Source organism: Lichenihabitans sp. PAMC28606, from assembly GCF_020616535.1.
Classification (GTDB): Bacteria; Pseudomonadota; Alphaproteobacteria; order Rhizobiales; family Beijerinckiaceae; genus Lichenihabitans; species Lichenihabitans psoromatis.
In genome coordinates, this window is the sequence record NZ_CP085136.1 from 2,398,149 (window position 1) to 2,424,232 (window position 26,084).

23 protein-coding genes and 1 pseudogene are annotated in these 26,084 nt (G+C 63.4%); 9 read left to right on the forward strand and 15 right to left on the reverse strand.

Translation table 11 applies throughout. The features are described 5' to 3' along the window. From LGH83_RS11330 to LGH83_RS11340, 3 genes are all read right to left on the reverse strand, one after another. Positions 1-1,290, reverse strand: a complete 1,290-nt coding sequence (locus LGH83_RS11330) for a hypothetical protein (RefSeq protein WP_227398767.1) — start codon at positions 1,288-1,290, stop codon at positions 1-3. Next, positions 1,290-2,669: an HlyD family efflux transporter periplasmic adaptor subunit gene (locus LGH83_RS11335; RefSeq protein WP_227398768.1), complete on the reverse strand. Its 1,380-nt coding sequence runs from the start codon at positions 2,667-2,669 to the stop codon at positions 1,290-1,292. Before LGH83_RS11335 ends, LGH83_RS11330 begins: the two co-directional genes overlap by 1 nt. Before the next feature lie 408 nt (positions 2,670-3,077). Then, positions 3,078-4,772 carry a thiamine pyrophosphate-binding protein gene (locus LGH83_RS11340; protein WP_227398769.1) on the reverse strand — a complete coding sequence of 565 codons (1,695 nt, stop codon included), beginning with the start codon at positions 4,770-4,772 and terminating at the stop codon, positions 3,078-3,080. Between the two features lie 182 nt (positions 4,773-4,954). Here LGH83_RS11340 and LGH83_RS11345 point away from each other — a divergent pair, with 182 nt between their 5' ends. Genes LGH83_RS11345 through LGH83_RS11355 form a run of 3 tightly spaced genes read left to right on the forward strand, consistent with a single transcriptional unit; the run spans position 4,955 to position 7,378 of the window. Then, positions 4,955-5,200: an acyl carrier protein gene (locus tag LGH83_RS11345; RefSeq protein ID WP_131113653.1), complete on the forward strand. Its 246-nt coding sequence runs from the start codon at positions 4,955-4,957 to the stop codon at positions 5,198-5,200. Next, the gene (locus LGH83_RS11350) at positions 5,187-6,626 is read left to right on the forward strand and encodes an AMP-binding protein (RefSeq protein WP_227398770.1); all 1,440 of its coding nucleotides are present in this window, start codon (positions 5,187-5,189) and stop codon (positions 6,624-6,626) included. The genes LGH83_RS11345 and LGH83_RS11350 overlap by 14 nt, the downstream gene beginning before the upstream one ends. Then, positions 6,623-7,378: an SDR family NAD(P)-dependent oxidoreductase gene (locus LGH83_RS11355; protein WP_227398771.1), complete on the forward strand. Its 756-nt coding sequence runs from the start codon at positions 6,623-6,625 to the stop codon at positions 7,376-7,378. The genes LGH83_RS11350 and LGH83_RS11355 overlap by 4 nt, the downstream gene beginning before the upstream one ends. A 6-nt stretch (positions 7,379-7,384) precedes the next feature. Here LGH83_RS11355 and LGH83_RS11360 read toward each other — a convergent pair whose 3' ends face one another. After that, the gene (locus tag LGH83_RS11360; RefSeq protein ID WP_227398772.1) at positions 7,385-9,211 is read right to left on the reverse strand and encodes a long-chain-acyl-CoA synthetase; all 1,827 of its coding nucleotides are present in this window, start codon (positions 9,209-9,211) and stop codon (positions 7,385-7,387) included. 260 nt (positions 9,212-9,471) lie between these two features. Between LGH83_RS11360 and LGH83_RS11365 the strand changes: the two genes are divergently transcribed. Both LGH83_RS11365 and metA read left to right on the forward strand, forming a co-directional pair. Then, positions 9,472-10,767: an O-acetylhomoserine aminocarboxypropyltransferase/cysteine synthase family protein gene (locus tag LGH83_RS11365; protein WP_227398773.1), complete on the forward strand. Its 1,296-nt coding sequence runs from the start codon at positions 9,472-9,474 to the stop codon at positions 10,765-10,767. A gap of 14 nt (positions 10,768-10,781) precedes the next feature. Then, positions 10,782-11,786 (forward strand): homoserine O-succinyltransferase MetA, encoded by a 1,005-nt coding sequence (gene metA / locus LGH83_RS11370; RefSeq protein WP_227398774.1) that lies wholly within the window; start codon positions 10,782-10,784, stop codon positions 11,784-11,786. 22 nt (positions 11,787-11,808) lie between these two features. Here the strand turns inward: metA and LGH83_RS11375 are convergent, their stop codons facing one another. Further along, on the reverse strand, positions 11,809-12,594 hold the full coding sequence (locus tag LGH83_RS11375; RefSeq protein WP_227398775.1) for a metallophosphoesterase: 786 nt from the start codon (positions 12,592-12,594) through the stop codon (positions 11,809-11,811). 206 nt (positions 12,595-12,800) lie between these two features. Here LGH83_RS11375 and LGH83_RS11380 point away from each other — a divergent pair, with 206 nt between their 5' ends. Next, positions 12,801-13,748 carry a choline ABC transporter substrate-binding protein gene (locus tag LGH83_RS11380; RefSeq protein ID WP_227398776.1) on the forward strand — a complete coding sequence of 316 codons (948 nt, stop codon included), beginning with the start codon at positions 12,801-12,803 and terminating at the stop codon, positions 13,746-13,748. Positions 13,749-13,844: 96 nt separating this feature from the next. Further along, positions 13,845-14,705: an ABC transporter permease gene (locus LGH83_RS11385; RefSeq protein ID WP_131113661.1), complete on the forward strand. Its 861-nt coding sequence runs from the start codon at positions 13,845-13,847 to the stop codon at positions 14,703-14,705. A gap of 10 nt (positions 14,706-14,715) precedes the next feature. Here LGH83_RS11385 and LGH83_RS11390 read toward each other — a convergent pair whose 3' ends face one another. The 7 genes from LGH83_RS11390 to LGH83_RS11420 form a co-directional block, all read right to left on the reverse strand. Continuing rightward, positions 14,716-15,624 carry a DMT family transporter gene (locus LGH83_RS11390; protein WP_227398777.1) on the reverse strand — a complete coding sequence of 303 codons (909 nt, stop codon included), beginning with the start codon at positions 15,622-15,624 and terminating at the stop codon, positions 14,716-14,718. A 63-nt stretch (positions 15,625-15,687) separates the two neighbouring features. Further along, positions 15,688-16,587 carry a ribokinase gene (locus LGH83_RS11395; protein ID WP_227398778.1) on the reverse strand — a complete coding sequence of 300 codons (900 nt, stop codon included), beginning with the start codon at positions 16,585-16,587 and terminating at the stop codon, positions 15,688-15,690. Further along, positions 16,584-17,228: a 2-dehydro-3-deoxy-6-phosphogalactonate aldolase gene (locus LGH83_RS11400; RefSeq protein ID WP_227398779.1), complete on the reverse strand. Its 645-nt coding sequence runs from the start codon at positions 17,226-17,228 to the stop codon at positions 16,584-16,586. Before LGH83_RS11400 ends, LGH83_RS11395 begins: the two co-directional genes overlap by 4 nt. Positions 17,229-17,356: 128 nt before the next feature. Continuing rightward, positions 17,357-18,259, reverse strand: a complete 903-nt coding sequence (locus LGH83_RS11405; RefSeq protein WP_227398780.1) for a 2-dehydro-3-deoxygalactonokinase — start codon at positions 18,257-18,259, stop codon at positions 17,357-17,359. A 12-nt stretch (positions 18,260-18,271) separates the two neighbouring features. After that, complete coding sequence (locus tag LGH83_RS11410) at positions 18,272-19,039, reverse strand: SDR family NAD(P)-dependent oxidoreductase (protein ID WP_227398781.1); 768 nt, start codon at positions 19,037-19,039, stop codon at positions 18,272-18,274. A gap of 110 nt (positions 19,040-19,149) precedes the next feature. Continuing rightward, positions 19,150-20,337, reverse strand: coding sequence for a YihY/virulence factor BrkB family protein (locus LGH83_RS11415; protein ID WP_227398782.1), 1,188 nt, complete (start codon positions 20,335-20,337; stop codon positions 19,150-19,152). A gap of 131 nt (positions 20,338-20,468) precedes the next feature. After that, complete coding sequence (locus LGH83_RS11420) at positions 20,469-20,921, reverse strand: YidB family protein (protein ID WP_227398783.1); 453 nt, start codon at positions 20,919-20,921, stop codon at positions 20,469-20,471. Between the two features lie 289 nt (positions 20,922-21,210). On the opposite strand from LGH83_RS11420, the gene aqpZ reads away from it, so the two are divergent. Together aqpZ and LGH83_RS11430 are read left to right on the forward strand one after the other, a co-directional pair. Then, complete coding sequence (aqpZ, locus tag LGH83_RS11425) at positions 21,211-21,945, forward strand: aquaporin Z (protein ID WP_227398784.1); 735 nt, start codon at positions 21,211-21,213, stop codon at positions 21,943-21,945. Between the two features lie 288 nt (positions 21,946-22,233). Further along, positions 22,234-23,715: a mannitol dehydrogenase family protein gene (locus tag LGH83_RS11430; RefSeq protein WP_227398785.1), complete on the forward strand. Its 1,482-nt coding sequence runs from the start codon at positions 22,234-22,236 to the stop codon at positions 23,713-23,715. 23 nt (positions 23,716-23,738) lie between these two features. On the opposite strand, the pseudogene LGH83_RS11435 reads toward LGH83_RS11430, so the two are convergent. From LGH83_RS11435 to LGH83_RS11445, 3 genes and pseudogenes are all read right to left on the reverse strand, one after another. Next, a pseudogene (locus LGH83_RS11435) lies at positions 23,739-23,988 on the reverse strand (IS3 family transposase); the annotation flags it as partial. Between the two features lie 327 nt (positions 23,989-24,315). Continuing rightward, the gene (locus tag LGH83_RS11440) at positions 24,316-25,206 is read right to left on the reverse strand and encodes a rhamnan synthesis F family protein (RefSeq protein ID WP_227398786.1); all 891 of its coding nucleotides are present in this window, start codon (positions 25,204-25,206) and stop codon (positions 24,316-24,318) included. After that, positions 25,203-26,078 (reverse strand): glycosyltransferase family 2 protein, encoded by an 876-nt coding sequence (locus LGH83_RS11445; RefSeq protein ID WP_227398787.1) that lies wholly within the window; start codon positions 26,076-26,078, stop codon positions 25,203-25,205. The genes LGH83_RS11440 and LGH83_RS11445 overlap by 4 nt, the downstream gene beginning before the upstream one ends. Between the last annotated feature and the right edge of the window lie 6 nt (positions 26,079-26,084).

The following is a 26,084-nucleotide window of genomic DNA, read 5'->3' on the forward strand; positions in this document are numbered from 1 at the left end:
TCAGTTCACCTTCCGCCCGGTAAACGGATTCCAGCGGAGGGCCGCCATCGTCGCCCATGCCGTCGCACCGATATGCGGGCGGTGGAAATATTCGAAGTCGCCGCCGTTCTCGGCTTCGACCTTCAGCCCGGTCGGGACTGTGCCGGCACTTGTTGCATAGAGCAGGCCCGATGGCGCCGCATGAGCCGCTAAGCCATTGAGCAGGCCATCCGCGATCGCATCGGCACCGGCGGACCGGAAAGCGAGCGAGGCTTGTGCAGATCCCTCGGTCCATCGGTTTGTGCCGAAGCCCGCGAAGGTCATGCCATCGCCGCGTCGCAGATGCGCGTCGGCGAACCCGAGGGCCCGGCGCCAGGGGGCGGGCGCATCGGGGACGCCGAGGACCGGCCATAGCTGAACGTCAAGCGCGAGATGATCCCGCGCCGCATCCTGGCCCTCCGGCGTGGTCCCCAGCAGGAAGAAGCCCGCTTCCGGCTGAAAGCGGGATGCGACGAAGCCGGTCGCGCGGGCCGCCATGGCGGTTTCGGCGGGATCATGCGTCAGCCGAGATGCCCAATGCGCGGCGGCCGCAACATCGATATTATGTTCCGTCGACTGCCACGTCAGCACCTGCTGAGCCGTGTCGAAACCTGTCACACCGCCAGCATATCCGGGAGGCCCCGGGGCGTCGGTTGCATGAGCCCCAATCCATGCCAGCACATGCCGCGCCGTGGCGAGGTAAGGATCCGCCGCTGTCGCGGGGCTGGCGGCCGTCGCCTCGTGCATCGTGAGGAGGGCGAGCGCCACCCAGGCGAGATTGCCCGTCGCGCTGCCGTCCTGATAGGCGTCCTCATCCCAGCGTCCGGCGTCCTTGTCCCACCATCCCGGCAGGTTGGGAGGCGCATCGGCAACCGGACCGGCGCGGTAGCCGTTGCGGATGCGTCCATCGGTAAAAGTTCGGTCTTTCCGCCCGGCGATCACGAAGGCGTCGGCGATGCGCCCCGCCCGCGCGCGGTCCCCACAGGCCACGAGCGCGATAACCGCAACGGCATTGTCGTAGGAAAATGCCGTCGTCCGCAACGGACCAGGCAGATCCGTCTCACCTGGGCCGGGTGAATAGCTGGCGACGAACACAGGACCGGAGGGAGCCGCCGCATCTACCGCGCGGGACAGAGCGCGACACAAGCCGGACGCGAGACCGCCAGCCGGGCTCGCCGGTCGTGTGTCGGCGACGGCCGGGAGCATCAGGCCGAGCGCGCCCATCGCGACCGACATTGCGGCCGCCGTTGCGGCCGCAATGGTTCGACCCATCAGTGCGAGCGTCCCGTCGTCGCGACGGAGGCAAACCGGGTCGATGCCGGGCGGGTCTGCGCGTCGGCGGTATTCCAGAACAGAGCGCGGCTCGCCAGATGCCACAGCATCGAGGTCGACGGCACCCAGCCGTTCTGGCGGGTCACCGTCACCCAGCGGCCGACGTCGCAGGTTCCAGGGCCGCCATCGGCCGTCTGCGACCGCAGCGGCGCGTCCGGCTTCACGAGAACGTAGAGTTCGCGGCGCTCGGTCTGCGGGAACGGGACCGCGTAGGTTTCGTCGACCTTGTCGCTCGTCTTGGGCAGCACTTCCATCACGGTGCCGGCCTGCTTTCCGGACGGGCCGGCGTCGATCGAGACGCGCGTGCCCGGAGCGAGATTGCCGCCTTGTCGATAAGAGAAAATGGCGACCACAAAGGAATTGTCGCAATCCACCATGCGGGCCAACGTATCGCCGGCTGTGACGTGACGGCCGAGCGACGCGCCGACACTGAGCACTTCGCCCGAGTCCGGTGTGCTGACGGCGGAATGTTCGAGGCTGGCGAGCCGCATGTTTTCGGCCAGAATAAGCCGCGCGCGGACCGCGGCCTCTGACGTGACCTGGGCCTCTTTGATGGAAAGGCGCTCGATATCGAGCGTCATGTCGTTCTTCTTTTGCACCAGGGTCGCAATGTCGTGGACATCGTCGCCGACGAAAATGCCATGGCGAATGCTATCGAGTTGCGCCTGCTTCTGGACCAGCTTGGAGGTGACGCTGTCCTTTTGATATTTCGAGGCCGAATATTGCTGAGCGGCTGACTTCGCCATGGCCGGTGCCGCCACATTACGAGCCACCATGTCGGTCTGGCGTCCGGCCACCAACCGTTTTTCCTCGACCGAGGCGCCAGCAGAGCCGATCTGAGCTTGCAGATCCAGCACTTGTTGCGAGTAACGGTCCTCGATCGCCGTGGTCTGACGCGCGATCTCGTCGGTCAGATCCGAGACGAAGCGGACCTCGCCTTCGCGCTCGGCACGCAAAGCCGTCAAGCGGCTCTGCGCATCGTTGAACTGGCCGTCGAGCGTGATGAGAGTCGAGCGGTCAACCCGCTTGTTGACCACTTCGATGCGCGGGTGAACGTCCGAACCCGCTCGCGCCGACAACAGAGTGACCTCGCCGTCGATCGGCGCCGTCAGCAAGGAAACCGGAGCATTGACGACGGCTCGGTCAGATTGATCCGCAACCAGGGGCGGAAGCACAGACGTCAGGATGAGCGCCGCAAGGGTTGCTGACACGGTCAGCGCGATTCCACGCTTGAGGTTGATCCAGCTGCCCGGATTGGTCGCGATTCCGGCAGGCTTCCCGACATCGGGCTTCAGGGGTCGTGCGGCCTTAGCGTCCATCTGTAGCTCCGAGCGCGTGCGGCGCAGCAAGGGGCGTTTCCTACCAGTCGAAACGACAAGTCATTGATCCTTGAGCATCTTAGAGACAGATCTCAGGATTAAGTTTTTATTAAACTCGTGTGTAAAGACATTATAGAGCATGTCAATGCTGCATCGCGGCAAGGTCGGCGTCAGCCTTCGCGTAAGCGGAGAAATCCATTATTTGTCGGATAAGATAATTAATTGACGACGTTAGGTTACGTTACGTAACTTAGCGTTTTTTGAGTTAACCAATACTGCATATGACACATGTCAGGCGACGAAACCTTCCAGCCTGAGCAAAAGCTTGCGTGACGCTTAAGCTTGAGCTTGGCCAATAGCCCGAACGCTGTAATGTCGTCGACATAGCTGACGACCGCGCGGGCTTGTTCAAGCCGGGCCGGCCGCCTGTCGCCGAAGCGCCTGCTCGCGAATTTGGCTCAGCGACAGGCCAGGCGTGATCGCATCCGCATCGATCTTAAGATGGACGATACTCGGCATTTCGGAAGCACGCGCCGCCTCGAAAGCAGCCGGAAAGTCGGCCGTCCGCTCGACTGTGACGCCATAGCCGCCGAACGCCCGCGCATAGGCCGCAAAATCCGGGTTGCGCAGATCGGTCGCCGAAACGCGACCCGGAAACTCACGCTCCTGATGCATGCGGATCGTGCCGTAGCTGCCGTTGTCGGCAATGATCGTCACGATCGGCAAGCCATATTGGACCGCGGTTGCGAAGTCCTGCCCATTCATCAGGAAGTCCCCATCCCCATTGATCGACAGCACGAGGCGATTCGGGTGAAGCCGCTGCATCGCGACAGCGGCCGGGATGCCATAGCCCATCGAGGCGGAGGTCGGCGCGATGTGGCTGGCGAAGTGACGAAACCGGTAGAAGCGATGAATCCAAGCGGCGTAATTGCCCGCGCCGTTGCAGAGCATCGTGTCGGTCGGGACGTGGTCGCGCAACCACACCATCACGGCTCCGAGATTGACATCGCCAGGCTGCGGGGTCGGCGCCTCCGACCAGGCGAGATAATCCCGATGCGCGTCGGCAGTCGCCTGGCGCCATGACGACGCCTGTCGGGGTTGCAGGCGATCGAGCGCTGCCGCGAAGCGAACCGGGGTCGCATGGATCGCAAGATCGGGACGGAACACGCGCCCGAATTCGGACGGCTCGGCATAGATATGGACCAGCGTCCGCTCGGCCGATGGCGGGTCGAACAGCGTGTAGCCCTGAGAGGGAATTTCGCCGAAGCGGCCGCCGCAGAGCACCACGAGGTCGGCAGCCTTGACGCGGGCGATCAGCTTGGGGTTGGGCGCGAGGCCGACATCCCCGGCATAATTGGGGTGCAGCGCATCGAACAAAGGGGCGCGGCGGTAGCTGGTCGCGACCGGCAGGTCGAAACGCTCGGCGAACCGCTGCACGGCCGCGCAGGCGTCCGGCGTCCATCGCGTGCCGCCGAGGATGACGAGCGGCCGCGCGGCCCTTGCCAGAAGCGCCTCGAGCGCGTCGAGATCCTCGTGCCCGGGCGCCGTCTCGACCGCGCGATAAGGCGGAGCGTCCTCGAGCGACACGCGTTCGCTCAGCATGTCCTTCGGGAGGCTCACGACCACCGGACCGGGGCGTCCGCTCAGCGCGGCCCCGAAGGCCCGATTGACGATTTCGGGCACTCGAGACGCCTCGTCGATCTCCACCGTGAGTTTGGTCATCGAGCCGAACACGGCCTTGTAGTCGAGTTCCTGAAACGCCTCCCGCCCCCGGACGCCGCGTTCGACCTGCCCGACGAACATGATCATCGGGGTGGAGTCCTGGTTGGCGATATGAATCCCCGCCGACGCATTGGTGGCGCCGGGGCCGCGCGTGACGAAACAGACGCCGGGCCGACCCGTCGCCTTGCCGACGGCCTCCGCCATCATGGCGGCGCCGCCTTCCTGGCGGCAGACCGTCACCGTGATGGCGCGATCCCGAAATGCGTCGAGCACGCCGAGAAAACTTTCGCCCGGCACGCAGAAGACATGCTCGACCCCATTGGCGATCAAGAGATCGACCAGGACCTCGGCGGCAGTTCGGATCTTGGCGGCGTTCAACATCGCAATCTCGTCCTCTCAGCGCATCATACAAGATTGCGTCGAAACACAACGGCGGCGCGCTTCAAAGACGACACATGCCTCACGCGGACAGATAATCGCTTCACCATGTCGGGCAAACCGTGTTGTTGGCCCCGTGCTGATGCAGTATAGACAATGTTAACAAAACCTTAGGCGATAGTTTCATGTCAGTACGGCCGACCATCCTGGCTCAAATCGAGCAGGTTGCCTCCGAGCATAAGAAAACCCTCGTGCCGCTCACCGACGACACGGTTCTGCTGGAATCCGGTCTCGACTCGCTGTGTTTCGCGATTCTCGTAGCGCGCCTCGAAGATCACCTCGGCTACGACCCGTTTACGGCGTCGGACGACGTTTATTTTCCCGTGACGCTGGGCGACTTCGTCAAATTCTACGACGATGGGCACCACTAAGCCCTCGAGCCTTCGCGACGCGCTGCGTCGGAGCGGACCGCCCGACGATGCGGCGCTGCTCGGAGCCGATGCGCGCGTACCGCTGACCGCGATCGCGGCCGGCACCTGCCTCGACCACGATCCCGCTTTATTGGCGGGTCGATCCATCATGCTGATCACGCGCACGCAATCGACGGCCGCCCTGGCGATGCTCGATTGCGACGGGCTGGTGCGCCGCATGGTTTTGTGCCCGCCCGATCTCGATCCCGCCCACATGCGCTCGGTGATGGCCGACGCGGAAGTCGACACGATCGTGACCGACCGCGAGGTCGCGACCTTCGAGGGCCTCGAGGTCGACGCCATCGTGCGTTGCGGCACCACGCTGCATCCCGCCGATTGGGACCGGATCACCGCAACCGCGCCGCACGTCGCGACCGAGTGGGTGATGGCGACCTCCGGCACGTCGGGTTTGCCGAAACTCGTCGTCCACGACCTTGCGGCGCTGACCGGCGCGATCGGGTCCTCGGCGGGTCAGACCCAGCAGGTCGTCTGGGGCACCTTCTACGACATCCGGCGCTATGGCGGCCTGCAGATCTTTTTGCGCGCCATCCTCGGAGGCCGGTCCCTGGTTCTCTCGCAGGCCGGCGAACCCTTGATCGATCATCTGACGCGCCTGAACGCGGCCGGGATTACCCATCTTTCGGGAACGCCGTCTCATTGGCGAAAGGTGCTGATGTCGGCCGACGCCACGATCATCGCGCCGACGTACGTCCGCCTGTCGGGCGAGATCGCCGATCAGGCCGTCCTCGACAGCCTCGGCGAAACCTTCCCGAGCGCCAAGGTCGGCCATGCCTATGCGTCGACCGAGGCGGGTGTCGGCTTCGAGGTCAACGATGGCCTCGAGGGCTTTCCAGCAGCGCTGCTCGACGGGACGGGGGGCGCCCTCGCGATGCGGATCGAGGACGGCTCGCTCCGCATGCAATCGAACCGGATGGCGAGCCGCTACCTCGGCGCCGACCCGCCGACCCTGATCGACCCCGACGGGTTCGTCGATACCGGCGACATGATCGAGCGGCGCGGTGACCGCTGTTATTTCGTCGGGCGACGCGGCGGCATCATCAATGTTGGTGGCCTGAAGGTGCATCCCGAGGAGATCGAGGCCGTCATCAACCGGCACGATCAAGTCCGCATGTCGCTCGTGAAAAGCCGCCGCAGCCCGATCACGGGCGGGATCGTGGTGGCCGAGGTGGTCCTCACCGACGCCGCTCTCGATGAAGGCGCGGTGCGCAACGCGATTATCGCGACCTGCCGCGCCAGCCTGCCGCCCCATAAGGTGCCGGCGATGGTGCGTTTCGTGACCGCGCTCGAGGTCACGCCCGGCGGTAAGCTGGCACGCCCCGGCACCGGGGTGGACCGCGCGGGGAACGCCGCAAAGGATCGGGCATGAGCGCGATGTCGAAACCGGCCAGGTCCGTGCTGGTGACGGGGGGGAGCCGCGGGCTCGGGCTCGGCATTGGACGTCATCTCGCGAGCGAAGGCTATCGCGTGATCGCGGTAGCGCGCCACGACAGCGAGGATTTCGCCCGCATCCGGGCCGAGGCAACAGCAACCGGACCGGGCGCCCTGCTGTTCGAGCCCTGTGATCTTGGTGACATCGACGCTCTCCCCGGGCTCGTGCAGCGCATCCGGCAAGCGGTCGGGCCAATCTATGGTCTCGTCAACAATGCGGCGATCGGGACCGAGGGTCTCCTGGCCATCATGCACCAAAGCCAGATCGAGACGCTGGTGCGGCTCAACACGCTCTCGCCGATCGTGCTGACCAAATATGTCGCTCGGCAGATGATGTCCGAGCAGGAAGGCCGCATCGTCAACGTGTCGTCGATCATCGCCTCGACCGGCTATAGTGGCCTGTCGGTCTATGGCGCCACCAAGGCCTCGATGCTGGGGTTCACGCGTTCGCTGGCGCGCGAGGTCGGGCGGCTGGGTATTACGGTCAATGCGGTAGCTCCCGGCTTTATGGACACCGAGATGACGGCCGGTATGGACGACGCGCAGCGCCAGCAGGTCGCGCGGCGCAGCGCCTTGCGCCGCCTGCCGGAGATCGAGGACGTGGCCCGGATGGTGGCGTTTCTGATGGGCGAGGGCGGCCGCAACATCACCGGCACGGTCATGACGGTCGATGCGGGCAACACGGCCTGACGTCTCTTAGAGGCGAAGCTCGCCGCGGGCGATACGGGCCTGAAGCGCGGCATCGAGCGGCACGTAGGAACCCTGCGCCATGTCGTCGAACAGCAGCGGATCCTGCACGAGCGCGGGATCGAACCCCGCTTTGGCGAGCGCAACCGTCTTCTGCTTAAAGGTTTCGGTCATCTCGAAACGCGCGCAGAGCCGCAGGAAGAGCGGCCGCGCATAGGCGGGCAAGAGCACGCCGAGATGCTGCCGCAAGTCGGCCGGTTCGAAGTCTGGCGTCACGACCACAGCCGCCATCCCGGCCCGGCCATCATGATGCGGGACGGCGACGCCGAATACCACGGCATCGACGACACCCGGACAGGAGGCGATGGCGGCCGCAACCTCTGTGGTGGCGACGTTCTCGCCTTTCCAGCGGAACGTGTCGCCGAGCCGGTCCACGAAGGTGAAGAAACCTTGCCGATCCATTCGCATCAGATCGCCGGTGCGGAACCAGGCATCGCCCGGCTTGAACACGTCGCGCAGCACCTTGCGGTCAGTGTCCTCCACGTTGGTATAGCCTTCGAAGCGACCCGCACGGGCGACGTCGTCGGCCGAGATCCGGCCGATCGCCTCGCCCGGTTCGTCGCGCGCGCAGTGGAGACAGAAGCCCGCCTCGTCCCGCAGCGGAAGGCCGGTCGACGGATCATGTTTGACGATGGCGGCCGGGAAGCGCGCCGCCATGAAGGACGGGATGCGGCCGATCGCGCCAGGCTTGCCCTCGACATTGTAGAGCGAGAAATTGCCCTCGGTGGCGGCATAGAATTCGAGGATCTGCGGAATCGCGAAACGACTTTCAAACGGTTCCCACACGTCCGCCCGCAAGCCGTTGCCGCAGACCATCCGCAGCCGATGATCCCTCTCGTGGCCGGACGGCGGGGCCTTGAGGAGGTAGCGGCAGAGTTCGCCGATATATTGGAACAGCGTGCAGTCCCAGCGCTGGATCTCGTCCCAAAATCGGGTCACCGAGAATCGTTCGGCGATCACGACCGAGCCACCGTTGACCAGCACCGACCCGGTCGCCACGATGCCGCCGACGCTGTGGTAGAGCGGAAGGCAATCGTACATGCGGTCCCGCGGCGTGGTCATCATCATGCCGGCGAACCAATGGCTCCACATCATCACGCGGTGATGGCTGACGCGCGCGGCTTTCGGCAGGCCGGTTGTGCCCGAGGTGTAGATGAGCAGCGCCGGATTCGCCGTGGTGACGCCACCCCGCTCGACTGCGCTGAGCGGCTCACCCGACCGGCCGAGCAGATCGAGATCGAGCCGCGGCAGCGCCGCATCGGCCTCGCCATGCAGCCAGACCACGGGAGAGAGACCGGCAGGCAGCAGCGACGCGGCCGCCCGCCAGGATGGCAGCAACTCCGCCGCCACGATCGCATGGGTCGGCGCGGCCGCCGCGACGCCATGCGCCAAGGCGGCCCCGGTCAGATGTGTGTTGAGCAGCGCCACGACGCCGCCGACGCGACTGATGCCGATCCAGGCCGCGAGATATTCGGGGCGGTTCGGCATCAAGAGCGCGACCCTCTCGCCGGGCCTGATGCCGTGCGCCAGCGCCCATCGGGCGTAGCGGGCCGAGCCGTCGGCCAGTTGCCGGAACGTGTAACTCTCCCGATCGGACAGAACCGCCGGCGCATTGCCATGGATCGACGCGAGTTCTGCCACGACATCCCCGAACACGCGGTCGGGACGCTGGTCCACCTGAGCCGCCATGGCCAAGGCCGCGACCCAGCGGTCGAGCGTCGACGGCGCTCCGGCGGCGGTGCCCTCGGCTGAATCAGTGCTGGCGGTCGAGATCATTGAGACATCCGTCGGTCGAGGCGTTGATCTTGACCGCTGAGCCTTAAGACGACGTCTCGATCGGCCAACCAGCCGTCTGCGGCGTCATCCCGCGTCGCTCGATACCGTAACTTAACGATAGTGACGCGACACGCGACTGCTCGATCGAAAGTAACGCTTGTTTCGGTAGGATGGCGTAGGGGTCAGGGTCATCGGCGCGCGCGTCCGAAACGACAAGCGCGACCGGGATGCCGGATCACCCCCCCGACAGGATTCTTCCGATGCGGAACGAAACGATTGCGATCCACGGCGGGTTCGACAACGATCCGGCCACCAAGGCGGTCGCGGTGCCGATCTATCAGAACGTCGCCTATACGTTCGACTCGGCCGATCATGGCGCCGCCCTGTTCAATCTTGAAACCGACGGCTTCCGGTATAGCCGCATCAGCAACCCGACCGTCGCGGTGCTGGAGAAGCGCGTCGCCGAACTCGAGGGCGGCATCGCGGCCCTGGCGGTCGCAACCGGCCAGGCGGCGCTCCACTATGCCTTCGTCAACGCGGCCGACCACGGCGGCAACATCGTCTCGGTGCCGCAACTCTATGGCACTACCCACACGCTGCTGGCCCATGTGCTGCCGCGTCAAGGCATCCACGGCCGGTTCGCGGCCTCCGACCAGGCCGCCGATCTCGAGGCACTGATCGACGACGACACGCGTGCGGTGTTTTGCGAGAGCATCGGCAACCCGGCCGGCAATATCGCCGATATCGAGGCCATCGCGGCCGCAGCGCACCGCCATGGCGTGCCGCTGATCGTCGACAACACGGTCGCGACTCCCATTCTGCTGCGACCGCTCGATTATGGCGCCGACATCGTGGTCGAGTCGCTCACCAAATTCATGGGCGGCCATGGCACAACCATGGGTGGCGCCATCATCGATGGCGGCCGCTTCGATTGGGTCGCCAATGCCAAGCGCTTCCCCGCCTTCACGCAAGCGGACGACTCCTACCACGGGCTCGTCTATGCGGAGCATTTCGGCAGAAGCGCCTTCGTGGCGCGCTGCCGCAGCGTCTACCAGCGGACCACCGGCGCCGTCTTGGCGCCGATGAGCGCCTTTCTGCTGTTGCAGGGCATCGAAACGGTGGCGCTCAGAATGGAGCGGCATGTCGAAAACGGGCGCAAGGTCGCCGAATTCCTGGTCAAGGATCCGCGCGTCGACTGGGTCAGCTATGCTGGCTTCGCCGACAGCCCCTATCACGCGCTCGCGCTGAAATATCTCGGCGGCCAGGGCTCCTCGCTCATGACGTTCGGGGTCAAGGGCGGCCTCGAGGCCGGCAAACGGTTCTACGACGCGCTGGGCCTCATCAAGCGCCTCGTCAACATCGGCGACGCCAAGTCGCTCGCCTGCCATCCGGCCTCGACGACGCACCGCCAGATGACGCTCGACGAGCAGCGCGGGGCTGGCGTGCGCCCGGAGATGATCCGTCTCAGCATCGGGATCGAACATATCGATGACATTCTCGAGGATCTCGACCAAGCGCTGGGTGCGACCGGTAATGCTGCCCTTTTTGCGCGTTGAGGGGAGCCGCGAGAGTGCCGCTCTGCCTCGATGATCATGCCGCCGAGCCGGTCGTTGGTGGCGTGCCGCCTGACGATGTCGGCACGCGTCCGGCGCGGGAGGCCGACGCGGAGCGTCACTGCATCGACATCGGCCTTGTCAACAACATGCCCGACAGTGCGCTCCTCGCAACCGAGCGACAATTCGCGACGCTGCTGGCTGCCGCCAGCGGCCGGCACCGCATCCGCCTGCATCGCTTGTCTCTGCCGACCGTCGCACGCGGCGACGCCGCCGCCGCGCATATCCAGCAGCATTACGTGCCGTTTAAGCGCATCGCGGATCGGCCGCTTCGCGCCCTGATCGTGACCGGATGCGAGCCGCGCGCCGCCTCCCTGCGTGACGAGCCCTATTGGGACAACCTGAGACATCTCGTCGATTGGGCGGAGTGCAACACCGTCTCGACCCTCTGGTCCTGCCTCGCGGCGCATGCGGCGGTGCTGCACCTCGATGGCATCGAGCGGCGCCGCCTGCCCCATAAACGCTCCGGCGTCTTCGCCTTCGAGCCTGACGGCGACCATCCCCTGCTGGCTGGCGCCTCGCCTCGGATCGAGGTGCCGCACTCGCGCTTGAACGACCTCGCCGCGGCCGACCTTCGCCAGCACGGCTACCAGGTTCTGACCGCATCGGCCGACGCCGGCGTCGACTTGTTCGTGCGCCAGGGCCGCAGCGCCTTCGTGTTTTTCCAAGGGCATCCGGAATATGAGCCGGATTCCATCGCCCGCGAGTATCGCCGCGACGTGTCGCGTTTTCTGCGTGGCGAGCGGGCCGACTATCCGGCTCTCCCGCAGCATTATTTCGATCGGGCGACCCGCTTGGCCTTGGGCGCGTTCGAGCAGCTCGCGATGGCGGATAGCACCGCTCTCGCGCTTCGCGACCTGCCGCGTCAGCTCGGGCTGCGCGATAGTTTGGCGACGCGATGGCAGGCGACCGTCCTGCCGATCTTCCGCAATTGGATCGACGGATTGGCCGAGGCCGTCTGACCGGCGCATCATGGGCCGTCTCTTACACGCGCACCTGCAAGAACCGGCGCTGGTTTCCTTCGAGTACCACAGCCGTCAGCACGCCGCTCGCAAAGGCTTTGGTGTCGACATTGATGGCATTGGACCGCACCTCCGGCGTTTTCACCGGCGTGTGGCCGTGAACGATGATTTTGCCGAAATCGAAGGGGGATTTCAGAAAGTCCTCGCGGATCCACACGAGATCCTCCCGGCTCTGCTCATCGAGCGGCACGCCCGGTCGTGCTCCGGCATGACAGAAGAAGTAGCGGCCGACCGTGAAGCTGAGCCGTGTCGCCTCCAGAAAAGCGCGATGGGATGGGGACACGCTGCCGCGCAACGCCGCCTGCCGGTCACTCGTCCGCATGCGCTGCATGGCACGCGGATCAAGGCCGTAGGAGCGGAGAGTCGCGTCTCCGCCCATGCCGAGAAAGCGGTCGAGACTGGCCGAACCGCGCAGGACTTGGCCGAAAATATCTTCGTGATTGCCCGTCAGTGTGACGATCGGGGTGGCGAAATCATTGCGCGCCAGCCGGTCGATGACCTCGGCCGATCGCGGTCCCCGATCGATGTAGTCGCCGAGCAGAACCGTGAGCGGCTGATCCACGGGCCGCTCCCGCACGTCATCGGCGATCTTGGACACCATCGCGTCGAGCAGGTCGGCGCGGCCATGGATGTCTCCGATCGCATAGACCCGTGTTCCATCCGGCAGCATGGCGTCGGGGTGATGCCGGTCCACAGCATCAGAATTGGACAGCCTCGCGATCAGCTTGAATGGATTTCCGAAACGCATCAGCACGCCTTTGGTCGAGACCTGTCGACGTCCAAAGACTCCGAAGGTTGCACCGAAAACACTCATCGTGGCCGCGACGCGACACGAAGGGTCGCGGTTATGCTCGTCTTCCGAAAGGCGATGACTTAGCCTTCGTCAGCACCTCGATCAGCGTGCACGATCATTGCATCAACGTGACGTCAAATAATCGGAACGGGAGAAGGCATATGAACAGGATTCTACTGTCGACGATGGCGCTCGTGACCGCAGCGCTCGCGTCGGCCGGCCAAGCCCGCGCGGCGGACCCCGAAAGCTGCAAGACGGTGAAGTTCTCCGACGTCGGCTGGACCGACATCACCGCGACGACGGCCGCGACGTCGGCGATCCTTAAAGGTCTCGGTTACACCCCGCATGTCGACGTGCTTTCGGTTCCGGTCACCTACACGTCGCTTCATAACAAGCAGATCGATGTTTTTCTCGGCAATTGGATGCCGACCATGGAGGCCGACCGCAAGCCCTATGTGGACGACAAGAGCGTCGACGTGCTCGGGGCCAATCTCAACGGCGCCAAATATACGCTCGCGGTGCCGGACTATCTCTACGAGGCCGGGCTGAAGTCGTTCGACGACATCGCCAAGTTCAAAGATAAGCTCGACAATAAAATCTATGGCATCGAACCGGGCAACGATGGCAATCGGCTGATCCTCGACATGGTCAAGGACGACAAATTCGGTCTCAAGGGCTTCGATCTCGTCGAGTCCAGCGAGCAGGGCATGCTGTCTCAGGTCGAGCGCGCCACCAAGCGGCACGAACCCATCGTGTTCCTCGGGTGGGAGCCGCATCCGATGAACACCAAGTTCAAGATCGACTACCTGACCGACGGCGACGCGGTGTTCGGGCCGAACTACGGCGGTGCGACGGTCTATACCAACACCCGCGCGGGCTATTCGAAAGATTGCCCGAATGCCGGCAAGCTGCTGGCGAATCTCAAATTTACCCTGCCGATGGAAAACCAGATCATGGGATCGATCCTGTTCGACAGCCAGGAGCCCGACAAGGCCGCGACGGATTGGCTGAAGCAGAACCCGGCTGTGCTGACCACCTGGCTCGACGGCGTGACGACGATCGACGGACAGCCCGGTTTGCCGGCCGTGCAGAAGAGCCTCGGCCTCTAACCACCTCGACCTGATCCTCCCCGCCCCGACGCATCGCGCAACGGGGCGGGACCGCGACGCCATCATGGCGCGCTCAACGACACGCCCGGATACCGCATGGATCAGCTGACGCAAGCCATCATAGGCCACAAGATCCCGATCGGCTTCTGGCTGAATGCCGCGATGAACGGGCTGAAGGATAGCGCCGGCGCGGTCTTCGACGTGATTTCGGACACGCTGAGCGGCCTCATCGACCATACGACGCTATTGGTCGGCATGGTGCCGCCGTTGGTCTTCTGTTTGATCGTGGCGGGGCTGGCCTATGGGCTGCGCCGGTCCTGGGGCATCGCGGCCTTCGCGGTGCTGGCTTTGGTGTTTATCCTCAACCAGGGCTATTGGCGCGACACGCTCACGACGCTGGTGATCACGTTTTACGCGACCCTCGCGTCCATGGCGATCGGGGTGCCGATCGGCATTGCGGCCGGGCATCGCCCCTGGCTGGCAAAATCGCTGCGGCCGATGCTCGATCTCATGCAGACGCTGCCGACCTTCGTTTATCTCATCCCGATGCTGTCGCTGTTCGGCCTTGGGGTCGTACCCGGCATCATCGCGACCGTCATCTTTGCTGTTCCGGCGCCCATCCGTATGACGCAGCTCGGCATCTCCAGCGTGCCGTTGCCACTGCGCGAAGCCGGTCAGGCGTTTGGCGCGACACCCTGGCAGTTGCTCACCAAGGTCGAGCTTCCGCATGCCTCCCCGGCCATCATGGAGGGCTTGACCCAATCGATCATGCTGGCCCTGTCGATGTCGGTCATCGCCACGATGGTCGGGTCGGGGGGGCTTGGCGTGCCGGTGCTTCGCTCGCTCAACCAGGTGCGGCCCGCCATGGGGTTCGAGGCCGGGATCGCGATCGTGCTCGTGGCGGTGCTGCTCGACCGGGTGTTTCGACGCCCGTCTCAGACGATCGGGGCCCGCTAAGCCGCGGCGGTCAGACCCTCGTGTCCAACGCGACGAGGCGGACCGCGCGCCGTCGCTCGAACCAGATCATCACCAGCGAACTCGCGATGATGAGGCCCGCCCCGGCAAACACCTGCGCCTTCGGAATATCGGCCCAGATCGCGTAGCCGTAGATGAAGGCCCAGAGCAGCCCGGTATATTCGACCGGCGCCACGACCGAGGCCGGAGCATAGCGGAACCCCTCGTAGAGAAGAAACTGACCGAGACCACCCGCGACGCCGATACCGAACATCAGGGCGAGGCTGAACCAATCCGGCGTCGTCCAGGTCCACAACACCATGATGGCGCAGGCACAAGCGAAGAAGCCGTTGCTGACCAGCATCTGATTGGCCGTGGTCTCGGTGCGGCTGATCATGCGAACCAAAACGACGCTGAGCCCCCAGCAGCAGGCGGCGAACAGCGCCATGCCGACCGGCACCAGCCCACCGGTCGCGCTTGGGTTCGAGGCCAGCACAACACCGCAGAAGCCGCCGATCACCGCGATCCAACGCGGACCGTCGACCCGCTCGCCCAAGACAAAGATCGACAGGACGACCGCAATGATCGGTGCCGCGAAATAGAGAGTCGTCAATTGGGCGAGCCCGAGGAAAGGCGCGGCATTGTAGAACGACATCCATGCCGCGAGGATCAGCGCGGCTCGGACCACCAGAGCGCGTTTATTACGGCTATGGGCGAGCGCCGAAAGATTGCGGCGACCGCCGATCGCCAGCGCGATCGCCACGATGACGAGACTGCGAAACATCAGGATTTCGGGCACAGGATAATGGCTGACCAGCCATTTCACTGTCGCGTCCTGCACCGAAAAACACGCGTATCCCATCGCGCTCAAACCGATCCCCTTCATGACCGGCAGGGGAGGCTCGTGCGAAACAGGAGGCATGATGCTGATGGGTCCAGGCCGTCCGTCTCGCTCCGATCAAGGGGCGCGGCGGACCGGGAGAAGCTAAAGGGCCGCGATGGCGCGGTCGATGTCGTCCTTGGTCGGAATGCTCGGCTGCGCGCCCTGCTTGGTGCAGGCGAGGCTGCCGGCCGCCGCGCCACGCCCGAGAGCCGCCTTGAAATCGAGCCCAGCATCGAGCGCCGCCGCGAAAGCGCCGAGAAACGTGTCGCCGGCGCCGGTCGTATCGACCGGTACGATCGGGAGCGACGCCACCCGATGTTCGACACCGCCCTCCCAACCGGCTGCACCATCGGCACCGAGCGTCAGCACCATATCGACGCCGTGCCGCTCATGCAGGTGGCGCGCCAAAGCGGCCGGTTCGTCGCCGAGGTCAAGCGCCGCGCTGAGCACCGCTGTCTCGTGCTCGTTCATGACCAAGATGTCGAGTTCGGCGAGATAGCTCGTCGACACTGCGCCGGCCGGCGCGAGATTGAGAATTACGCGAGCGCCGCGCGCCTTGGCGGATCGCGCCGCGATCTCGCCCTCCTGGTCCGGCACCTCCCGCTGCAGCAGCAGACTATCGCCCGGCTTGATGGGGAGACCCTCGACCTGCGCGGCTCTCGCCGTTGCGTTGGCCCCGGCCGCCACCGTGATGGCGTTCTGGCCGCTGGCGTCGACGCTGATAAAGGCCGCGCCGGTCGGTTGCGCGGTGCGGACGACACCGGTCAGATCGACGCCATCGGACAGCAGCAGCGACAAGGCGATGTCTGCGAAGTCGTCGAGACCAGTCGCCCCGACCATGCGGACGGTCGCGCCTGCGCGCTTCGCCGCGAGTGCCTGGTTGGCTCCTTTGCCGCCCGGCACATGGGTGTAGCTCGGCCCAATCACGGTTTCGCCCGGTCCCGGGATCCGCTCCACATGGGTCACAAGATCGAGGTTGATCGAGCCGAAGACGACGATCATGGCGCGGTACCGGCCATGGCCCGCACGGCTTCGACAAGGGCGCGGGCGCGGGCGCCAACCTCCCCGGCCGCCAGACCGGGCTTATAGAGCGAGGAGCCGATCCCGAACCCATGCACCGGGCTGTCGGCCCAATCCTTCATGGTGTCGGTCGAGACGCCGCCGACGACGAGCATCCGCGTGCCTTTCGGCAACACGGCCGCAATGCCTTTCGCGCTTTTCGGCGTCACCAATTCACCCGGAAAAAGCTTGATCGCATGGGCGCCTGCCGCCAGCGACGCGAAACATTCGGTCGGCGTGAAGCTCCCCGGCAAGGACACCAAACCCCGCTCGCGCGTGCGGCGGATCACGGCCGCGTCCGTGTTGGGCGACACGATGATCTCGCCACCCACATTGGCGACGTCGTCGACCCCGGTCGGGTCCAACACCGTTCCGGCCCCGACAATCGCACGATCCTTCAGCGCCGCGGCGAGCCGACCGATGCTGACGAGCGGATCGGGCGAGTTCAGCGGCACTTCGAGGATGTGGATACCGGCCTCGACCAGGGCCTCGCCGACGTCCAGCGCCTCGTCGGGATGAAGGCCACGGAGGATGGCCACGATCGGCATCTTGGCGAACCAGTGATTGAAACGATCTTCGGACACGGGATGGCTGCTTTCTCACTCGATGGCAGAACAGGCCGGCTCGGCCGGGCGACCTTGAGACGGGCTGAACGCCGCATGGTCTTGCAAGGTCTAGAAACAGATACGTCGCCCCACAAGCCCTCGCGTCGTCAGGGCGTGGGCTTGCTGGCGGCGTAAAGGCTCCGCAAACCCGACAGTGTGACGTCGGCGGGGTCGAGCGTCGTCACGGCGATGCCATGTTGTTCGAATGCCGCCTGATAGACCTCGCGCTGCGGCGACGCCGCTACGAGATGCACGGACCGGCAAGGGCCGAAGAGATCCTGAGCCCCGATCAATTCTTGACCGATCACGAGGCTTGAGAGAAACGGCAGAACGGCGTGGCCATCGATGTCGCCACCCAGCACCTGGCTGCGGGTCTGAAACAGCGATCGGCTCAAACCACCCTTGAACCGCGCCGCACGCGCCCCGGCCACATGGCCGCTCGCGTCGTCCGGCGCCTCCGCCAGACGGCCGAGGAACGATCCGGCGATGGCGGCATAGAGTTCGCCTGTCACGAAGGTGGCAAACCGCACGATGCGGCCACCCACCATTTCGATCCATTTGCTGTGGGTGCCCGGCAGGCAGATCATGCCGTCCGCGAGGCCGACGCCGATGGCCTGAACCTCCTCGCCGCGCATCACATCATAAGCGCCGTCCGGCCAGCGGATGTCGACACCCGGCGCGACGACGACATCGCGTGCGCCGTCGATCCGAGTGAACCCGGCCGCGAGGTCATCCGGCCCACAGGGGCAGCACACATAGGGTGCCTCGACCCAGCCGTTTCGGCTGCCGACCATGCCGGACATGACGACCCGGAGATCGGGATCAGCCGCGAACCAGGGCTCACAAGCGGCCTCGAGAGCAGCCGGGAAGCCGCCGGCCGCAATGCTTTGGACGCCCTGGTCGGAGGTAATGCGGTCGAGAACCGCGCCGTCCTGCCCGACGAGGCTGGCGCGCATGCGGGTCGTACCCCAATCGACCGCGATAAAGGCCGGCTTGTCGATGTCGCTCATGATTTTGCGATCCTACACCCAGCCGCCATCGGCGACATATTGCTGATTGGTGCAGGCTCCCGATTCGTCGGAGGCGAAGAAGAGCGCCACACGCGCCATGTCGTCGGGGACGAGCTTTCGCTTCAGGCACTGATGTTCCATCAGCTCCTTCTCGCTTTCCGGTGTCAGCCATAGCGACACCTGCCGCTCTGTCATGATCCAGCCCGGCGCCACGGCGTTCACGCGAATGTTGAATTTGCCGTAATCGCGGGCAAGCGAGCGGGTCAAGCCGAGAATGGCGGATTTGGCGGCCGTGTAGATCGGCATGCCGCCTTGCCCGACCATCCATGAGGTCGAGCCGAAATTGACGATGGATCCACCGCCCGCCGCCTGCATGTCGGACAGCACCGCTTGGGCCGCAAAGAACTGGTGCCGCAAATTTACGGCGATCCGATCGTCGAAATACTCGGGCGTGACGTCGGGCGTGGCATGACGTTCATCATGCGCCGCATTGTTGATCAGGATCGTGATCGGTCCGAGCGCCTCGCGAACGGTACCGATGCTGCGGCGCAGCGCCTCAATGTCCTTCAGGTCGCAATGCTCGTAGTGAACCGTGTGACCCTGATCCTTCAACTCGGCGACGAGATCGTTGGAGGGGCCGTCGGCGATATCGATGAAGGCCACCTTGGCATGCTGCCCGGCGAACCGTCGCGTGATCGCCGCACCAATGCCACTGCCGCCCCCCGTGATCAGAACGACCCTGTCGCGCAGGCTAGGATAGGTCGCGATGGCTGTCGTCATAAGGGTCTCCGGCTCGGCACATGCCCGCTTCGGCGATCGGGCGGCACATTGATCGGACGCTTAACCCGGTCGGGACCGAGCCGCAATCCCGCCTCATCCGGTCGCGGCACTCAGCCTTTGGCTTCGCCCAATGTATCCGCCATGGTGGCGCGGCGGCTTCCGAGCGGCTTTCCACCGTGGCCGGTCGTATCCACCGCGGTCTGGTGCTCCATTTCGGCATTGATCTCGGCCCCCAGCAACACGATGGTGGTTGAAATCCAGATCCAAGTCATGAAGCCGATCGCACCCCCGAGTGACCCATAAGTCTCGTTGTAGCTTCCGAAGCTCGAGACGTACCACGAAAACAGAGCGGAGCCGCCAAGCCACGCGACGGCCGAAATGGCGCTGCCCCAACTCACCCACCGCCACTGCGCCGTGGCGCGGCTTGGTCCGTATCGATAGAGCAACGCCAATGCACCCGCCACGATAAGCAGCATCACGGGCCAGCGTCCGATCGCCAGGATGGTCACCAAAGCACCGCCCAAGCCGACGAGATTAAACAGGATGGGCAACACCACGACCGCGGCGATCGCCAAGAGCAAAAACGCGATCGCGCCGAGCGTGAAGGTCAGCGAGAGCGCGTTCAGCACGACGAAGCTTCGTTTTTCCGTTTCGTCATTCACGACATTGAGAGCGTCGAACAGGGCCTTCATGCCCGCATTGGCGCTCCACAACGAGATCGCAAGACCGGATACAAGCGCTAACCCTAGCGTGCCGCCGGGCTTCGAGGCGATACGCTTGACCTGTTCCCCGATAATATCGACAGCCCCGCCGGGCATCATCCCCTGCAGCGAATTCAACTGATCGTTGATGGTCGAGGCATTGGCGAACAAGCCATAAAGCGACACGAAGGCCGCGATGGCGGGGAATAAAGCGAGAAGCGCGTAGAACGTTACGCCGGCCGATACCGCCAGAATTCGATGGCTGCTGAGATCCTCGTAGGTTCGCCAGAGCACATCCGTCCAACCTCTCAGCGGAAGATCGGACGGCGATTTGGCGTCCCGACCTCTGCCGTCGTTGACGAGGTGATGGTTGGCGTTCGATCGCGGCTGGTCCTGCGATGAACCAGCATCGCGATCGCCACCATTCCCGCTATTGGGCAGGCGCTCCACCCGCAGGTCGCCGCGTGCAGGACGCGTCGACGCAACGAGTGCTAGACCCGCAAAGGCCGCGACGGCCCACCATGAACCCGTCGACGACGTGGCTTGGGGACCGGATGGGTGAAGGTTGGACGGCTTGGCGGCGCTCTTCTCAGCCATGAATCGACCCGATCGATAGTTTCACTGGATTGATGTCCAGCCTTCGCTCGGGTCAAACCGCTTTTGCGCCGGTAAGTTGCCTTGATCGAACGGTGAAACCGCCGCTCGATCACGACACTCTTGTTGTCGCCTCAGCTGCGCGGCGGCAGTTGGCCATTCGGCGTATATTGATCGACCGCATTCGGAAGCTCTTTCGTGAGCCGTGCCAAAATTTCGTCGCGCGAGAGTCCCGTTTGCTTGGTCAGCGTGTCCAGCGTGTCCTGACCGATCGCCTGTTCGATCTGATGGGGCGCGACGGGCTTATTGGCGCCCGACTGCACCCAGGAATTCGCGGTGTCCCCATGCCCGCTCTGCTTGAAGCGGTCGACGAGATCGTTCAGTCCGCCGCCTAGGAAACCACCCACATCGGATCCCCCGACATGACCGAGGAGCCCGCCAAGACCTGGCTGCGGCGTCTGGCCCGGCGTCGCGGGCTTGGCCTGACCGATGCCGCCGAGCATTTCCGCGATCTTGTCCCGATTCTGAAATCCTGCCACGGCCAGCAGACCCAACAGCGCCGTCATCGATGGAAAGCCTTGGCTCATGATCAGTCTCCTCCCTGTTTGACACGCTGATTAACCGCGTCATCGGGGCGGTTGTTCCCCAATCGCCGACGAGCCTTGACGGCCAATCGTTGCTCCAACCAGAGCTCCGATCCACGCGTGATCCACAGGTTATCGCCCACGCAACGCAAAATTCGGCCTATGCGCTTGCTGCGAAACGTCATCAGGCCATCGCCGAACGTTAATCGCTGGAAAAGCAAAATGTAATGGCCGATCATCCCGCCTGCGTAACGGTGGCTGTGCCATCGACGTGCACCGATGGGGCATAACCATGGACACTCGTAAGTATGCTGCAGAAGCGATAGGGACCTTTTGGCTGACGTTGGGCGGATGCGGCAGCGCTGTGATCGCAGCCGGATTTCCGCAGGTCGGCATCGGGCTCGTCGGCGTGTCGTTCGCCTTCGGCCTGACCGTCCTCACCATGGCTTATGCGATCGGCCACGTCTCCGGCTGCCATCTCAACCCAGCCGTCACGGTCGGCTTGGCGGCGGGCGGACGTTTTCCAGCGGAGCAGATCCTGCCCTATGTCGTGGCTCAGGTCGTCGGTGCCATCGTCGGAGCCGGCGTTCTTTACGTGATCGCGAGCGGCGCGCCTGGCTTCGATCTCGCCAAGGGGTTTGCGGCCAATGGTTATGGCGAGCATTCACCTGGGCAATATAGCCTCCTGTCCTGCCTGCTCACCGAGATCGTTATGACCATGATGTTCTTGTTCATCATCATGGGGTCGACCCATGGCAAGGCCCCTGCCGGTTTCGCCCCGATCGCGATCGGGCTCGGCTTAACCCTGATCCATCTCATCAGCATCCCGGTGACCAAGACGTTCGTTAATCCGGCACGCAGCATCGGTCCGGCCTTGTTCGCCGGGCCTTGGGCGATCGGCCAACTCTGGTTGTTCATCGTGGCTCCCCTGATCGGGGGGGCGCTTGGCGGCTTCATCTACCGTTGGCTCAGCGTCACCCCGTCGGGCGACGTGGTCGGCAATCCGGCGCCCGCCGTGTCGAGCTGAACCGAGACGCGGGTGCCTCTGAGACTGTCGTCGATCCTGCGGCGCGATTCACGCATGCAGCACCCATCGGATCGATCGAGGGATGCTGCCGTGTCGGACAGCGCCTGCGCTTTCCCAGGTGCAAGCCGTCCACACCGGACCGACAGCGGCGGTTTGGTGCCGGCGCTCTCGCGCTTTAGTCTCAACTCTATCGGTTCGGTAAGGCAATCGACGTCGGGGTTATGATCTATATGGTGCCGACGGGCGGCGCGCTGCCGCAGCCGAGCGTCCCGTGGAAGAGACCCTGCTATGATCGACCCTTCGCGTCTCGGCGCCGACGCTCTCGCCCATCTGCCGACCGGCGTCGCGCGGCCCACCTACGACCGGACGAGCGTCGAGAGCGGCATCGTCCATCTTGGGATCGGCGCCTTTCACCGCGCCCATCAGGCGATCTACACGGATGCCGTGCTGGCGGCAGGCGACCGACGCTGGGGTATTGTGGGCGCGTCGCTGCGCAGCCCCGAGACACGAGACGCGCTGACCCCTCAGGATGGTCTCTATACGATGGCGGTCCGCGATGCCGCTGGCGAGAGCCTCCAGGTGGTCGGCAGCATCACGCGCCTGCTGGTCGCTCCAGAGGACCCGGCGGCCTTGCTCGCCGCGATGGCGGCCCCCGCCACCCGCATCGTCTCGCTGACCGTGACCGAAAAGGGCTATTGCCACCGTCCTGCGACCGGCGAGCTCGATGAGGATCACCCGGATGTCCGGCATGATCTCGCCCATCCCGACAGACCGCGTTCGGCGCCGGGGTTCATCGTCGAAGCGCTGCGGATGCGCCGGGCCGCCGGTCTCCCAGCCTTCACGGCGCTCTGCTGCGACAACCTTCCCCATAATGGCGCCACGTTGCAGCGTGTGTTGTCGCGTTTCGCCGCGCTGCGCGATCCCGATCTCGGCCGCTACGTGGATGGCGAGTTGCGCTGCCCGTCGACCATGGTGGACCGGATCGTTCCGGCCACGACGGATGCCGACCGCGCCAGCATCGCGGCGGCTCTCGGCTGCATTGATGTCTGGCCGGTCGTCACCGAACCGTTTTCGCAATGGGTGATCGAGGATCGTTTCTCGCAGGGCCGACCGGAGTGGGATCGCGCGGGCGCCACCTTCGTGTCTGATGTCGCCCCCTATGAGCTCGCCAAGCTCCGCTTCCTCAACGGGAGCCACTCGACGCTGGCTTACCTCGGCTATCTGGCGGGTCACGAGACGGTCGCCGACACGATGGCGGCCCCCGGTTTCCCGGCACTCGTCCGCGGCTTGATGCTGCGGGAAGCCGCTGCAACCCTTCCGGCAGTGCCGGGGCTCGACCCAGAGAGCTATGCCGCCTCGCTGATCGAGCGCTTCCGCAATCCGGCACTTCGCCACCGAACCTGGCAGATCGCCATGGACGGATCGCAGAAACTGCCGCAGCGGTTGCTCGGCACGGTGCGCGACAGGCTCGCGGCCGGACAGCCGATCGCGCGACTGGCGCTCGGGGTGGCCGGGTGGATGCGCTACGTCACCGGCATTGACGAGCAGCAGAGGCCGATCGATGTCCGCGATCCTCTCGCCGACGATCTGCGGCGCCGAACCGCCGGCCTCACCAGCGCCGAGGCGATCGTCGCGGCGCTTTTGGCTGTCGAGCCGGTCTTCGGCACCGATCTGCCGCAAAGCCATGTGTTTCGCTCGGCCGTCGAGGCGGCACTATCGTCGTTGTTGCACCATGGTGCCGCCGCGACTGTGGCGCAGACAAGCGCGTGAGACAACGGCAGCCGAGGCGCTGATCAGAAAGGGCGACGTCGGTTGTACGAGCCTCCGATGGAGGCGAACAGGTTGCGGCGAGCGTCGTCGCGTCTGTCCCAGAGACACTGTGGACGAGTTGCACCTCCAGCTTGTGAAAGAAGCTGTCCATCGAGGCGTTGTCGTCGCAGCACCTGTGCTTATCGACGGGGTCACCGCCATAACGGCCAACTGCCTTCGGTAGACCTCGGCAGCGTATTGGCTGCCACGATCCGAATGTTGGATCAGCCCGGCCCCTTGGCCATCGGGACAGCTCTGAGACGCTTGCGTCTTCACGAACTCAGGCGTTATGCCACGCGCCTTTATACGTTTCCGACCGCCGGCATGGCCAAGTGCTTAACGTCCGCGTCCGCGCGCGATGGCATGTATCGGCTATAAAAGCACGGCGACCTCGAAACTCCGACGCCCGGTTTTTCTGCTGAAAAAGGACGCCAAATTGGCTCCGTCAACATTTACGACGACGACTTGTCAAGATCGATTTAAAGACCAAAGGGAGAAAGGATCCATATTTCACGAAGTCTGGGATCCTTCTTACAATGATGTGCAAGCCCCCCCCTGATGTCACAAAGAACGGAATGCACTTGCTATCTCTGCAAATCTATCAGCGGTTACCGTACGTTCCAAGTGACGCAAAATAATGCCTGCGTCGAACCACGCATCTCGTTTAAGTCTACGGGCGATGCCAACTAACCCGGCCGACATTGGATTATCTCGAAGCACCTCAATTTTAAGAAGGGGAGCACCGCGGCGAAACATCTCTCCCCAGTATAATTGACTAGGATTGGGGTAATCGTCGCTAAGGATGTAGTCGCGCGCTGCAACGGATGCCTGCAATGGTCTAGAACCCCTGTCGAATTCGTTGTCTTCAATAACGACTTCACGGGTGTGAGATTCAATTTGTTTCAGATCTACAACCGCTCCTATACTAAATCCTTCATTTTGAACAAGCTTGGACAGACCCATCTCATATGTCGATATGATGTCACTTTTAGATGCTAACGGCTCGACTGATCTCCAGAAGCGAGATGCAAAGCCAGACTTTATTAACTGCTCACCAAAAACCATGAAGAACGATTGGACATGTGGCTCAAACTGTCGATTGATAGTCGCACCCCATAGGTCTACTCCAAGTTTCCGACCTGCGTTCAGCATGATTTCTGGATTTCGACAAGGTCCGTAGCAACTATCATTTATGAAGGCAATCTCTTCATAGTTTTGGTGTGATAGAGATTCGAAACCCTCACGCCAGCTACCGAAATCATAGCCTATGTTTTCTCTGCATATGACTCGGTCGACAAAGCCGCTGGTTCGCGTTCGCTGCCTTACATCCAGCTTTGAAGCCGAAACAAAACAGATATAGTCGAAATACTGCCTGTAACACCGCAATGCATAAATGACATGATCATCGACGATTCCGTGTTTATCGAAGTGACAAAAGACCGCTGCTCTCATGTTATCCTCACCAGATCGACAAAAGCGGATCGATGGCGTGGCGGCAGATAATCCTGATAGTTCCACAACATCATGTAATGCTCGAAAACACCTGGCCAATAATGCGGGCTAGGCGCCAACCCGTTCTCCGGTAACTTGCTGACCATCGAATGGAGAAAATTTCGCATAAGTTCAGTCGTTTCGTAGCCGGCAACATCTGCCAGCGATTTGAAGGAATTGGACCCATGCAGTCTATAATAATACAGCTCTTCAGCGAGACATGATGGTTCATTATAATAAAGTGAGCGTAAAACAAAGTCCCAATCGTGAACATAACGATAGTTACAAAATGGCCCTACCCGGTTGTACAAGTTACGTGAAAAAAAGAGGTTTCCAGTAGAAATTGCAAGTTGATTTCTAAGGAAACCAAAACCGAGTGACGGAAGGCGCCCCACATTTACTTCAGCTTCTCGAAGCCCATCAATATACTGATCACGAGGCGCTACTTCACCTACCTCGTCCACAAATCCAACGTTCGTAAACAGAAGCTCTGATTTGCCCTTAACAATCCGACTCAGGCAACGAGCCATACGGTTCGGATGGAAGATATCATCAGAATTTAGCACATTAATGTAATCACCCGAAGAAAGAGCTATACCCTGATTGATCGTGTAGGCGGCGCCGCGGTTCTGTCGTTTCAGAAAAGTAGCAGAAGGCATATAACGTGAAAGAAAGTCCTGGCATAAAGCTGCCGTATCATCTGTAGATCCATCGTCAATGACTACGAGTTCGATCGGTCGGTATGATTGCTCGACCACTGACTGAAGGGCTCTCTCGATGAATGCAGAGTGGTTATAGGCCGGCACGATAACGCTTATGAGCGGTAAGGTCACTTCATC